This is a genomic window from Vibrio sp. C8, assembly GCF_054051265.1.
In genome coordinates, this window is sequence record NZ_JBPAOE010000022.1 from 283,767 (window position 1) to 296,215 (window position 12,449).

Sequence of the window (12,449 nt, forward strand, 5' to 3'; positions counted from 1 at the left end):
TCCTTAAGCCGCATTTTGCATTGCTGTTGGAGTCAGCTCTTGCAGCATTTGACCGTATAGCTGGAAAACCATGTTCGCGGAATCAATAATCGCCGCTTGATCTTTCTCATCGGTAATTTGATTCATCAAACCCTCAAACAATTGGATGTGCTCTTGGTCCAGTACGCTGTGTGAAGTCAAGTAGCTCATTGCGTTGTCTGGCAGGTTTAGGGTCTGTTTGACTAAAGCTGCGACTTGACCACCGACACCCACACTGGTGCCTTCCAATACCCACACCATGCCGAAGAAAGCAATAGGATTGCCACGGTCGATTTGGTGATACAGATACGCCACCATCAGCTCAATCGCAGAACCCACTCGACCATTGCCCGAGTTTGCTCGCACTGCGTCGGCATCCGCACCACATGCATTGATGTCATTTAAGATCCATTCGTGATGGCCTTTTTCTTCTTCGATATATTCACCGATCGCCTGACGTAACCACTCGTACTTTTCAGGTAAGCGCCCACCACAGGCCATCAATAGAGGCACGGTGTGTTTTACATGGTGAAATGCCTGAGTAAGAAAGTTCACGTAAGTATCTAGTTCAATTTCACCACGGGCGCAGGCGGCGAATATCGGTGCTTGTAACATCTGTTGTTGAGCCACTTGGGTTTCTTTTTTCAGGGTTTCAAAAAATGCAGTCATGGTAGTTACTCCGTAATTCTTTTTTTCAAAAATATTGGCGACGTTTCGTTTATTCGTTAATTGGCGTAATGATGCGCCCGTCATCTTCATCGGTTTTACTCAACATCCACCGTTCAAACTTGGAGCGAATCGGGCGACCATTGCTGGTATAAAAACCCGTCATCGAACTCAGACCTTGAGCGGTAATTAAAGTACGGATACGAGCATAGTCAGGTAGACGTTGATTAAGCTGTTTCAGCGCCGCTGTCACTTGCTCAACATTTGGGTTTTCTAGGATGGCACTCAGTGATTTTTCGCCGTCACCGACCAGAACCATGCCGTACAACGCCCTAAATGCCTGAGCCTCAGATTCCACCCACTCTGGTGAAATATTGCGACCGAATGCAGTAATGATTTGGTTCTTTTTACGACCGTTAATCACCAAAAATCCGTCTTCATCAAGGTGGCCTAAATCGCCTGTGGCATACCAACCCTGTTCGAAAGGTTGCTCGATATAGCCCAATGCAACACATCCTGAAACGTAGATTTCGCTGTCATTAGAAACTTTCACATCAATATGCGGCAGTGGTTTTCCACTGGTGCCAGCTTTATAGGCAGATGGGGTATTTAGACTGACAACCGATGCATTTTCAGAAAGACCGTATCCTTCAAAAGCAGGAATACCTAAGCTATGCGCCACTTCTAATAGCTGTGGTGAAACGCGAGCACCTCCTACCGCAACGAACTCTAAGTTGCGCGCTAAGATTGGCATCGCTTTTACTACTTCAATCAAAGCCATCAGCAGAGCCGGAGTTAACACTAAGCTGTTCGGCAGGTACTTTGCCAACGCCAATGCAAATTGAGATGGGTCAAAATCGCTTGAACCACTCAACCCCACTTCTGATCCGTTCAACACCACCGAAGTTGCCCCAAGAATAATTGGAACATAGATACCCGTGATATTTTCTAGCAGCGTGGATAAAGGCAAAAGAACCAGATGCTTTTCACATTTCGCTTCGGTAGCAATCGTATCAGCCAGTGAACGGCTAACCTTTGATAATTGATTCTGACTCAAACACACCCCTTTCGGATGGCCAGTAGAACCCGAGGTAAACGTGATTTTTCCGGTATGTGGTAGAAGTGGTTTTTCTGCCTCTACATATCGTTTCCAGACGCTTAAATTCTCAACTTCACCCAGCATTTCTGCATCCAGCGAATGTGCATTCTCGGCTGTGTTCTCAATCCAAGCATCCCAATCTCCCACCAATAAATCCGCGCCAGATTCAGCCAAAATATGGCTGACCTGCTCAGGAGTAAAAAATAGCGGGACTGGAACATTAGGAATTTCGGCATACAGCGCAGCAAGATCAGCGATAACCCAGTCGAGGCTATTTTCGGCACGCAAAGCGATACACTGAGGTGAATACTCAACCAAATACTCAGCGACATTACGCACTCTGACGAGTAAGTCTTGATAGGAGATCTCTTCATCAGCGCCAATAAATGCAATTTTGTTTGGCGTATCAATCGAGTGTCGGATGAGAGATTCAATAATCATATTCACTGTGCACCTCCACGCGCACGACACACCTTTTCAGCAAACAGAGCCTCAAGATGCGCGAGCCCATGTTTCAGGTTACCCGCAACAATACGCGGTTGATGTTGGTAGTAGTTGCCCCATGTGTAGGTCGCATCGGGAATTCTTGAAGGGTCAGCCTCAGCTAACACTGTGGTTTCCAAACCGAGTCGCGACATCATGGCGTACAGCGGATCTGTGGCAGTAAAAATGCACCATTCATAGCCACTCTCCACCAACTTTTGAGTCATAAGCAGAAAATGAAGCGTAGAAAACCCTTTCGAAAATGAAGCAAGTTGTCCGAACTCAATAAGATTGCTGCGCTCTATGCGATTGTTAGCCGTGCTTTCTACACATTGATCAGATAAAGGCTGCTGAAACACATGGTTTAAAAGCTTATCTGCTGGTTCATCTAGATACTGCTCAAGAAACAGTGGTTCGTCACTGGCAACACGGAAACCACATAAAGAGCGAATTTCCTCGCCCTCCATCAACGCCATAAACGTAGGCATAAAAGAATTTAAATGTGCATCAAATGCCAAGGAATAACGCTGAGCAATGTAGTGTTCAATCTCACTGCGTTGCGGATGAATGCGGTCGATAATCTCAAGCTTAAATGGGTGAAATGGAAAGAAATCTGCCATACAAGAAGCCCTCTCTGATAGCTATAGAAAGAGCTTAAATAAGTAAACTTAAGGAAAGCTTAAGGAAAATTAAGAATAGGACTTTTTATCCGCACTCTTGTGGACGTAAATTTGTAGGTACAGATGTTGTAGATTAGAGAGATTGGCAAAAACACCATATGGCACAAACAAAAATGCCGCTGTCAAAGCGGCAATTTTTTATCGGGTTGGTAATCGGGCTGATTACTCTTCGTCTGCTTTAGGCGCAACTTTCTTCTTAGGAATGAAGACATCGTCACCCACAGCGACGTTTTGATAGAAACTCTTATCGCGTTTGGCAGGTTTCTTCGCAACCTTCTTCGCTTTCGACTTCGCATTCTTGTTCGCTTGGTCGTTTGCTTTACGCACTGGCTGCCTCGGTTTTAGGCCCTTAAACTTGCCTTTTAACCCTTCCAACTCTTCAAATTGAATGTCTTGTTGCAAGAACGCTTCTACTCGTTTGAAGCTATCCCAGTCTTTAGGGCCAACGAAAGAGACAGCATCCCCTTTATGACCTGCTCGACCAGTACGTCCGACACGGTGAACGTATTCTTCAGTGTGCTTCGGCATATCAAAGTTGATAACGTGAGTCACGTTGGCAATATCCAGCCCACGAGACGCAACGTCAGTCGTCACTAGAATCTTAAAGACCGCTCGCTCAAACTGGCTCATGATGGTGTTACGCTGCGCTTGGTTCAGGCTTCCGCTTAACGCCACTGCTTTCAGTTTTTGTTCATTCAGCTTATCGGTTAAACGTTCAGTATCAGCACGTGTTGCCGTAAAGATAATTACCTGACGATATTCTGCATCACTTAGCACTCGATCCAGTAACGCTTCTTTGTGGTCAAGGTGATCACACAAGTAGAAACGTTGACGAATGTCTTTGTGCTGCTCATTTGAGACACCCACTGAAATACGACGCGGGTCATTTAACATCTCAGATGCGATATCGTTAACTTCAGCGTGATCCAACGTTGCAGAAAACATCAACGTTTGGCGACGACGATGTTTTGCTGCTTTATGAATATGACGAAGTTGAGGAGCAAAACCCAAATCCAACATGCGGTCTGCTTCATCAAGAATCAGAGTATCCACACCATCTAAAAACAAAGAACGGTGTTCAAGGTGATCCGCAAGGCGTCCGGGAGTTGCCACGATAAAACGTGGATAGCGATTCAATGCTTTTACTTGATCGTTAAAGTTCTCGCCACCAGTGATAAGCGTTCCAGTATAGCTTAAACCACCTAGCATAATGCGTAGTTCGCCATACACTTGCTTAGCCAGTTCACGCGTTGGCAACAGAATGACTGCACGCGGATCTTTTGCTGAAAAAGCCTTTGTTTTTAAAGCTTTATGCAGAGTAGGAAGTAAAAAGGCTAGTGTTTTACCGGAACCAGTTTTAGAAGATGCCAACACATCTTTTCCTGCGATAGCGACAGGAATAGCGATCTTCTGGATTTCGGTCGCTTGTTTGAAATCGTAGTGTGCTAAGTTTTTCAATAAGCGATTATCTAAGCCTAAATCTTTAAACTGCAAAGGATTCTCCAAATCAGTGGGGGTAGCCAATCAAGTACGGCTAAATGGTCAAAATCAAAGCGCAGTATAATACCGCGAATAGTGCGCTAATAGATAGAGATCACAGAAAATATTCTCTTCATAACACTTAAATAGTATATGCACTACAGTCAAAATTGGTGCTAAAGTGATTCTTAGCAGTAAGAATTCACACAATCATTTGATTCATTGACATTATTTTGGGTTATTTTGACTTTTACTTATTAGGCTAAGCGTAAAATAGTGTCTACACTATAACTCGTCACTATATGGAAAAGAATGTATAGGACGTTTTGATATTTACATAAAATCAAGGAGTTCATATGAACAAGATGTTAATTGCAGCAGCGTCATCTGTACTATTACTAGCAGGTTGTGCATCAGGTCCAGACGAAGCAACAACAGCAAAATTGGACGAGCTAAACAGCCAAGTTAGCCAACTAAATGACGAAGTTGCAGCACTTAAGAGTGAGCACGCAATGCTAAGCTCAAAAGCAACTTCAGCATCAGATTCAGCAATGTCTGCTCAAGAAGAAGCTGCACGCGCAAATGAGCGTATTGACAACATCGCTCAGTCTTACACTAAATAAGATTTCAACCCAACTGCACGCAGCTTGAGTTTTTAAGCCTCCAGGTCCCCTGTGGAATTTGGAGGCTTAATTTTTTCGCTATTGCTCGCCGCAAGCGTTAGTGATTGACTAGCAACTCTCGGCAAAAATTCCATAGTCGACTCTCCTTCTACTACCGCAATTGATATTTCTGTGCCAACTCTCGTTTTTGCTCGTATTGTTCAATAAGCGTTTGCTGTGATTTACCTTTGTTGCCATAAAACAAGCCGCCGCTTTGATTCAAATAATCGAAGTCGCTCGCTAGAACATCAAGCACCAAAGATATACGTTTCAGGGTTAATTCCGTACAGGATTGACCGTCAATGTCATCATCAATATCAAGCACATGGGATCGGAAAGATTCTAGTTGAAACAGGTGCATAAGTTCATCATCACTGCCTAAAGCTCTCTGCCAGGTTTCAATAAGACTTTCAAAATGATTGATCACCATAGCTTCTGCATGTTGTCCTTTAAGCCACTCGATTTTTTGCTGATAAACTTCCACTCCTATTTGTTTCAGCGTCCGATACTGCTCCAGTTGCTCAGAAAAAGAGTGGTCATTTTTCAACAGCCAGCCAAAAAAGAAGCGTGTTTCGAAGCGTTCCACCATGTGAAATAAAGGATCGGCTGTTCCGTTGCTGTTGAAATCTGTTTTGGGATCAAAGGAATACATATAGCCGAAGTCGAACAGCCAAAGCTGCTGATGTTGATCGACCAGCAAGTTGCCACTGCATAGATCCCATTCCATTAAACCGTGTTCTTCACATGCCTGCAGTGTGGCGAACAACTGTTGAATCAAATCCGGCGTGAGTTGCTGAATATGGTTCCCTTCTATCCATGGTGACAAAATTATTCCCAGACGGTAGTTAGCGTAGATCGTTGGCACTATATGGCTAAGTCTCTGAGCGGTATCTGTTTGCTGCTTGAGTTTTTGTAGATCATTCCGTCGCTGAACTTCATTGAGAAAAGAATACTGACCGTCTAAGTTAGCTACTTTTGCCACTGTGCGGCGCTTTTTCAGGTTGTAATCTTTACCATCGATTCTTAGGTGGAAAACTTCTGCGGTCAGCCCTGAGCGAATAATGCTGACAACCAGAGGTGAGTCTTCAGTGATCTCAGCTAGGACGGGAGGCTCTACAGGACAGAGCTGTTTACTACCAACCACCAAGTTTTCTCCACTCTCATCAAACGCTTTTTGCTGTTGTTGTCTCAGATTCATAATCTTCCCTTCCCGTTATTGGCTCTGTTGTCGTTTAGTTGTTATGTGCTCATAACACAGGTATCTGATGAAAAAATCATCATACTTTGGCAAATAACAAGGGGAGGATAGCCAAAGAAGGAAGTGAAAATTAAGAGGCTGAGAAGCTTCGCTTTTCTAGTAGGGAAAGCTTGAGATATGAACACACAAACTTAAGAACACCGACTATTTACATGTAAGGTAAATCTGGACTTTGACAGGAGCTCAAGCATCGTTATATTAAATCCATTGCATTATTATCTGTTCACCTAAAGAACCCAGAGATACCGTATGAAAGTGATCATTCTCCACGGGCTGTACATGCACGGAATTGCGATGTTGCCGCTCAGCCAACGTCTTGAAAAACTGGGCTACGATACCGAAGTGGTGAGTTATAACTCGGTTGCTATTGATGAACGCAAGGTGTTTCCAGCGATTGATAAAGCGCTCGATCACAAACAAATCAATGTTCTGGTTGGACACAGTTTGGGTGGAGTGGTGATTAAACGTTATCTCGCTTCACGTAAACCGGATGTAGATACAATTTCGCATGTTGTTGCGTTGGGTTCTCCGATTAACGGCGCTTCTATTGTTGGCAAAATTCAACAAATGGGCTTAGGGGTGTTGCTGGGGAACTCTGCGAAATTTGGCCTACAAAAGCACGAAGATAAGTGGGAGTTTCCACAAAAGCTGGGCAGCTTAGCGGGTACTGTTCCTCTGGGAGTACGGTCTATTTTGATGGGAAAAGACACACATTCGGATGGCACAGTTACGGTAGATGAAACCAAAATTGCCGGAATGACGGCGCACCGTCTGATGCGGAATACTCACACCAGTATGATTTATAGCTCGAAAGTTGCAGAACAAATTGATTACTTTATTCGTCACAATACGTTCGCACGAAAAAAAGCCCGAATAAAAGCGGAATGATTGGGCAAGTTTACTTTTATTCGGGAAAAGTGCAGGTTTGGAACGAAACTGATTTAGACGCTAAAAGCTCCAATGTACTGTTTTAAATGTTCTGTTTGAGCTTGTACCGCGTGGTAAGTCTTAGTGGTGTCGCTTGCGATATTCTCAATATCCAAAGAAGACTGACTGATCGCTTGAACACTGTTGTTCACATTCACCGATAGCAACTGCTGATCTTGTGAAAGCCTTGCGATCTGGCTGTCCATATTAGCAATCTCCTCTGCAGCACTGACGATAGCATGGTAAGACTCACCGGCCTCCGTCACTTGCTGTAAGCTAACGCCAATTTGCTCTTGGCATTGGCTCATTAATTCTTGAGCACTGGTGGCTTGAGACTGCAAGTTGCCAATAATGCCGCCAATTTCATCGATAGAGCTTTGAGTTTGTTGTGCGAGTTCTCGAACCTGATCTGCCACCACCGCAAAACCTCGACCGCTCTCACCCGCTCGAGCCGCTTCAATAGCTGCGTTCAAAGCAAGTAGGTTGGTTTGTTTAGTGATATTGCTAATTACATCGGAAATCACACTGATATCAAAGCTGCCACGATAAAGTCCTTCAATGACTTCACCTGTTTGACCAATCAACTGCGACATATTCTCAGTGCGCGAGATGGAATTCACGATGCTCTTTTCACCAATTTGCGCCTGCTGTTTCGTCATTCCACTCTTTTCTGATGCTTGCTGTGTGACTTGGTCGATAAATTGTGTGTTCTCAGTGAGTTCTTGAGATGCAGCGACGATCTGATCAATTTCGATTTTCTGAGCATCGACACTTTGCTGAGTATGAGCTACTTTCGCAGCCAGCTCTTCTGAGACTAAATCCAACGAGTGAACACTTTCTTTCACTGCAATGATGAGATTAAGCAGGTTCTGTTGCATGCTGTTGAATGCAGTTGCAGCTTGACCAAACTCATCATTATGAAAATCGTTCTTTGCCAACGACGCATGCAGCTGGCCTTGACCCACAACAGACATGTGCGCTTTCAGACGATTGAGTGGGTTCAAAACTCGTTTCGCTGTGTAGTAGCTAAATACCACCAGTAAGATAACGACAACACTGGCAGCTATCACCGACCACTGAAGTGCATTTTCGATGTCTGCTTGTTTGTTCTGTTTAATCAAGTTCGCTTCTTGTTCCAAATCGTTTTGTAGCTGGGTTAAGCGATCTACGATGGCATTAAACGGAGCAAGCATTGGAGCTAACATTTCTTGTCTTGCGTCGTCTATATGACCTTGATCTATTAAGCGAATGTAATTCTGTTGCATTGCTCTGTATTCATCAATGCGGCGCTCAAAATCGTACACTGCAGCCTGAATATCGCTGGTATCGGCGAGAGCTTTCATGCGTTTAAAGGAATCATTGACCTTGTTGTCATTGAGCGAGATGGTTTGAACAATCTTATTATGCTGCTGTTCATCGGACGTTAAACCGTAATCCAATGCGAAACGACGATATGTCACAGTGTAATAACGAAGATCAGAAACTGTCGTCATCAAACTGACATTCCGGTCAACGACGTTACCAAATTGAGACTGCACACGAGTGAGAGTAAGTAACAAATATAGGGACAACGCGACAATCGCAGCAACCGCTATGAACGCATTTGCCCGAACCAAGTTTGTAATTGAAAAAGAACGCATAATAATGCCCTAACTACCTAACGAAGGACAAAATTTAACAGATACAAAATCTAATGGATGCTCGATTAATCCTATTAGTTTGATAGAGAAAAACTATAAAAAAGCCCAAAAGGTCGCTCTCTCGGGCATTACAATCAAGTGATTGTTGAATGAAAGAAGTGTTTTAAGCTGTAATGCCAAAACCGTAAGCATCAAGCGCTAAGATTTCCAGATCGATTGCACGGTGAAGAACCTGACCAATTTCATCATCATAGCTAGTGCCCAAAATACAAGGCAGAGGCAGATAATGATCCGGCGTCGGGTGATTAAACCTAGCGTGTGGCGCTTGGTTTAGGTAATCCAACAAGGCATTCATGTTACCTGACGTCAGTTGTTCACTCACCCATCCCGTGAACTGATTTACTTTCTCTACTCTATGTGGGTCTTGAACTGGTGCAAAAATTTCGCGCAAGTTATGGCTGATACCGCCTGAACCGACAATCAACACACCCTCTTCACGAAGTGGTCTCAACCAACGACCAATTTCATAGTGAGAAACCGCATCCATATAGCTGTTTATCGACACCTGAATGATAGGCACATTTTTCTGTGGATACATGTATAGCATCGGTATCCAAGCACCGTGATCCAACCCTTGGTTCGAATCAAGTTGAGCACTTATACCAGCATCTTGCAGCAATTTCGCTGCTTTTTGAGCCAGTTCAGGCTCGCCTTTCGCTGAGTAGTAGATGTCATAAAGCGGTTTAGGGAATCCATAGAAGTCATGGATTGTTCCTAAAGTATGTCCGCTGGTAATTGACACTGGACCACGGCGATCGTAATGCGCTGAAAATATCACGATTGCTTTAGGCTCTGGAAATTTATCGCTGAGCTGTTTAAAAAACTCTGTCGTTTGCGAATGTTCTAGCGCCATCATTGGAGAACCATGTGATAAGAACAATGCAGGCATACGTTGAGTTGATTTCATTTTATTTCTCCTGATTCGGCGGCTTTCGTTTTTAGTGTTAATACTAAGTCTGTCTTAACACTATGTTTGGCTTGAATCTAAGCTCGCCTTGACTATGTCGGCTAATATACCTATCAACTCAGGCGTGATAAAATAGCGTCGTGTTGCTTAATTATAAACGTGGCATTTCTAATACAGACAGAAGTTAATATAGACAGAAGTTAATATGGACAAGATTGTTGCTATGAGAGCCTTCACAACCGTTGTATCGGAAGGAAGCTTCGTTAAAGCCGCAGACAAGCTGGAACTGTCACCACAATTGATCAGTAAATATGTCGCGCAACTGGAAGACAATTTAAAGATACGGCTGCTCAACCGAACCACACGCCGCGTAAATCTGACCGAAGCTGGTCAGGCCTATTTCGATCGCTGCCATCAAGTATTGATGGATATTGATGATATGGAAAATGCGATTTCTAATTTGCATACCCAAGTCTCCGGCACACTGCGAATCAGCGCGCCGATGTCGTTTGGGGTTTACCATTTGTCCGGCCCTATAGAACAGTTCCAGACCCTGTTCCCTGAGATCAAAGTTGAACTGTTTTTAACGGACAGGAAAGTCGACATTCTTGAAGAAGGGGTTGATATCGCCCTGCGTATCGGTCATCTCAAAGACTCTGCGCTTGTGGCGAAAAAAATTACGCCGATTAACCTCTTCGTCTGCGCCGCACCAAGCTATTGGGATAAACATGGCAGACCAACTAGCTTTGATGAATTATGTCAGCTCAACTACCTGCGTTTTTCGTACTCTGATCCGAGAAGTCTTTTTACTCACTGGCCGAAACACCTATCGGTGCATGATTTCCGCAGTGATTTCGCCAGCAATAACGGTGATGTGATTGTCAAAACAGCGGTATTGGGGCGTGGTTATGCCATTCAGCCGACTTTTCTGACTGGCTCTGCTATTGCATCAGGAGAGTTGGAGATTCTCGATAACTTCCCAATTGAACCTCTCGGGCTTTATGCGCTGTACAGTCATAGGGAATTCCTTGCATCCAAAGTTCGACACTTTATCGACTTTCTATCTGGCTTCTACGGTGACAAGCCTTACTGGGATAACTACTAACGGGCAGCTAGGGCAACACTCTAAACAGAGCCCAAATTACTCAGTTGGGCTCATCATCAACGCTTTACCATTGAGTAAGCTATCCGCCACTTTTTTACGGGCAGATTTCACCAAGTTTGCCAACGTTTGTCGCGAGACTCCCATCTCAACGGCTGCCTGTTGCTGTTGCATTCCTTGATAGTCCACCAGCCGAATCGCTTCAAATTCATCAGCTTCAAGAAAAACCTTTTCTAAACTTCCCATTGGAACGCCATTAGGTTTAAAACAGCTTTGAGCTGGAGAACCACAAATCTGACGAGGAATTTTCGGACGTGCCATAACGGCTCCTTCTTTGTTTCTATTCTGGATCTGTCGATATTGGATGCAGAACAAATTAGTTCGCAGCCATCGCCTGCTTTTCGATTGCTACTGATTGTTGAAAGCCAGAAACAAGCCAATCCTGAAGCGTATCTAGCATAGGATTATCACTCTGTTTTGGATACAAAAAGTAATAGCTGTGGCCAGAAAGTACTGTTTGTTCAAATGGCTTAATTAATCGATGCATAGCAAGATCTTGCTCAGCAAGCGTAATGTCTCCGACAGCAATGCCAAACCCTTGCTGAGCCGCATTCATGGTTTGGTCAAGGGTTGAAAAGTGCTGATTGCTTTTGCTAAACAGCTCTCTTCTATCCATATGGTTTAACCATAACTTCCAGTCACTTTGTTCTGTATTCGCATGTAACCACGTCAGTCGCGGTAAATCATCAAACGACAACTGTTGCCCTAAATCATCCAACAGTTCTGGGCGACAGATAGGCGTTAAACACTCTTCAAACAATTGATGGCTCACCACTGAAGGAAGCTTGGGCGCTTTGCTGTACATAATCACTGCATCAAACAAATTAAAGTTCGGTTCAAGATGATGCTTAATGGTTGAGGTCAGCTCCACATCAATATCAGGGTGCGCATCCTGAAAAGCCATTAATCTCGGCAACAACCAAGATGTCACGCAGCTAGGCGCGTTGAGTTTTATAGTCGAAGGGGTCGACGACACCTCTTCAATCGCCGAGCGTAGACGGTTGAGTACATCTTCCGCATGAGGAACAAACTTCAACCCTTGTTGCGTGAGCGACAATCCTCTTGCATGACGGAAAAACAATTTCACACCCAACAACTCTTCCAATGAAAGAATTTGCCGACTGATCGCGCCCTGAGTCAGGTTCAAAGCATGCGCAGCCTTAGTAAAGTTCAAGTGTTCTGCTGTGGCGAGAAATGCCTGCAATGTTTTTGTCGATGGAAGATGCATCCTACACCTCAAGCTATGATTTTTTATCATGGCTAGTATGTATTTATTTCGATTCTTTTTACAAATCCTTTTTGATTGAATAATCAAAACAAAAAGCGAATTGCAAATAAAAACAAATTAAATGCAATTTAACGAATAAAAAATCACTTAGTGCGACTAACTAGCATTAGCGAGAGGTCA

12 protein-coding genes are annotated in these 12,449 nt (G+C 43.9%); 3 read left to right on the forward strand and 9 right to left on the reverse strand.

The window, feature by feature from the left end; genetic code table 11:
- Positions 1–3 precede the first annotated feature (3 nt).
- The 4 genes from ACRQQK_RS12620 to ACRQQK_RS12635 form a co-directional block, all read right to left on the reverse strand.
- Positions 4–687 (reverse strand): TenA family transcriptional regulator, encoded by a 684-nt coding sequence (locus ACRQQK_RS12620; RefSeq protein ID WP_457511893.1) that lies wholly within the window; start codon positions 685–687, stop codon positions 4–6.
- 49 nt (positions 688–736) lie between these two features.
- A complete protein-coding gene (locus ACRQQK_RS12625) occupies positions 737–2,224 on the reverse strand; it encodes an AMP-binding protein (RefSeq protein WP_457512370.1) in 1,488 nt (495 codons plus the stop codon).
- A gap of 2 nt (positions 2,225–2,226) precedes the next feature.
- The gene (locus ACRQQK_RS12630; RefSeq protein ID WP_457511895.1) at positions 2,227–2,886 is read right to left on the reverse strand and encodes a thermostable hemolysin; all 660 of its coding nucleotides are present in this window, start codon (positions 2,884–2,886) and stop codon (positions 2,227–2,229) included.
- A 222-nt stretch (positions 2,887–3,108) separates the two neighbouring features.
- A complete protein-coding gene (locus ACRQQK_RS12635; protein WP_457512372.1) occupies positions 3,109–4,452 on the reverse strand; it encodes a DEAD/DEAH box helicase in 1,344 nt (447 codons plus the stop codon).
- Positions 4,453–4,781: 329 nt separating this feature from the next.
- On the opposite strand from ACRQQK_RS12635, the gene ACRQQK_RS12640 reads away from it, so the two are divergent.
- Positions 4,782–5,048, forward strand: coding sequence for an Lpp/OprI family alanine-zipper lipoprotein (locus tag ACRQQK_RS12640; RefSeq protein WP_457511897.1), 267 nt, complete (start codon positions 4,782–4,784; stop codon positions 5,046–5,048).
- Between the two features lie 151 nt (positions 5,049–5,199).
- On the opposite strand, the gene ACRQQK_RS12645 is transcribed toward ACRQQK_RS12640, so the two are convergent.
- Positions 5,200–6,285, reverse strand: coding sequence for an AarF/UbiB family protein (locus tag ACRQQK_RS12645; protein ID WP_457511899.1), 1,086 nt, complete (start codon positions 6,283–6,285; stop codon positions 5,200–5,202).
- A 309-nt stretch (positions 6,286–6,594) separates the two neighbouring features.
- On the opposite strand from ACRQQK_RS12645, the gene ACRQQK_RS12650 reads away from it, so the two are divergent.
- Entirely contained in the window at positions 6,595–7,233 is a 639-nt protein-coding gene (locus ACRQQK_RS12650; protein ID WP_457511901.1) for a lipase family alpha/beta hydrolase, read from the forward strand.
- 53 nt (positions 7,234–7,286) lie between these two features.
- On the opposite strand, the gene ACRQQK_RS12655 is transcribed toward ACRQQK_RS12650, so the two are convergent.
- Together ACRQQK_RS12655 and ACRQQK_RS12660 are read right to left on the reverse strand one after the other, a co-directional pair.
- Positions 7,287–8,912 (reverse strand): methyl-accepting chemotaxis protein, encoded by a 1,626-nt coding sequence (locus ACRQQK_RS12655; RefSeq protein WP_457511903.1) that lies wholly within the window; start codon positions 8,910–8,912, stop codon positions 7,287–7,289.
- Positions 8,913–9,075: 163 nt separating this feature from the next.
- Complete coding sequence (locus tag ACRQQK_RS12660; protein ID WP_457511905.1) at positions 9,076–9,879, reverse strand: DODA-type extradiol aromatic ring-opening family dioxygenase; 804 nt, start codon at positions 9,877–9,879, stop codon at positions 9,076–9,078.
- Between the two features lie 205 nt (positions 9,880–10,084).
- Between ACRQQK_RS12660 and ACRQQK_RS12665 the strand changes: the two genes are divergently transcribed.
- Positions 10,085–10,984, forward strand: a complete 900-nt coding sequence (locus ACRQQK_RS12665; RefSeq protein WP_457511907.1) for a LysR substrate-binding domain-containing protein — start codon at positions 10,085–10,087, stop codon at positions 10,982–10,984.
- A gap of 36 nt (positions 10,985–11,020) precedes the next feature.
- Here the strand turns inward: ACRQQK_RS12665 and ACRQQK_RS12670 are convergent, their stop codons facing one another.
- Positions 11,021–11,302, reverse strand: a complete 282-nt coding sequence (locus ACRQQK_RS12670) for a DUF134 domain-containing protein (RefSeq protein WP_102962234.1) — start codon at positions 11,300–11,302, stop codon at positions 11,021–11,023.
- A 55-nt stretch (positions 11,303–11,357) separates the two neighbouring features.
- Positions 11,358–12,269 (reverse strand): LysR substrate-binding domain-containing protein, encoded by a 912-nt coding sequence (locus tag ACRQQK_RS12675; RefSeq protein ID WP_102962235.1) that lies wholly within the window; start codon positions 12,267–12,269, stop codon positions 11,358–11,360.
- Between the last annotated feature and the right edge of the window lie 180 nt (positions 12,270–12,449).

Excerpts from the sequence above, each read along its gene's own strand:
- ACRQQK_RS12655 (WP_457511903.1), bottom strand. The coding sequence starts at position 8,912 with ATGCGTTCTTTTTCAATTACAAACTTGGTTCGGGCAAATGCGTTCATA.
- ACRQQK_RS12660 (WP_457511905.1), bottom strand. The coding sequence starts at position 9,879 with ATGAAATCAACTCAACGTATGCCTGCATTGTTCTTATCACATGGTTCT.
- ACRQQK_RS12640 (WP_457511897.1), top strand. The coding sequence starts at position 4,782 with ATGAACAAGATGTTAATTGCAGCAGCGTCATCTGTACTATTACTAGCA.
- ACRQQK_RS12665 (WP_457511907.1), top strand. The coding sequence starts at position 10,085 with ATGGACAAGATTGTTGCTATGAGAGCCTTCACAACCGTTGTATCGGAA.
- ACRQQK_RS12650 (WP_457511901.1), top strand. The coding sequence starts at position 6,595 with ATGAAAGTGATCATTCTCCACGGGCTGTACATGCACGGAATTGCGATG.
- ACRQQK_RS12675 (WP_102962235.1), bottom strand. The coding sequence starts at position 12,269 with ATGCATCTTCCATCGACAAAAACATTGCAGGCATTTCTCGCCACAGCA.
- ACRQQK_RS12630 (WP_457511895.1), bottom strand. The coding sequence starts at position 2,886 with ATGGCAGATTTCTTTCCATTTCACCCATTTAAGCTTGAGATTATCGAC.
- ACRQQK_RS12645 (WP_457511899.1), bottom strand. The coding sequence starts at position 6,285 with ATGAATCTGAGACAACAACAGCAAAAAGCGTTTGATGAGAGTGGAGAA.
- ACRQQK_RS12670 (WP_102962234.1), bottom strand. The coding sequence starts at position 11,302 with ATGGCACGTCCGAAAATTCCTCGTCAGATTTGTGGTTCTCCAGCTCAA.
- ACRQQK_RS12620 (WP_457511893.1), bottom strand. The coding sequence starts at position 687 with ATGACTGCATTTTTTGAAACCCTGAAAAAAGAAACCCAAGTGGCTCAA.
- ACRQQK_RS12625 (WP_457512370.1), bottom strand. The coding sequence starts at position 2,224 with ATGATTATTGAATCTCTCATCCGACACTCGATTGATACGCCAAACAAA.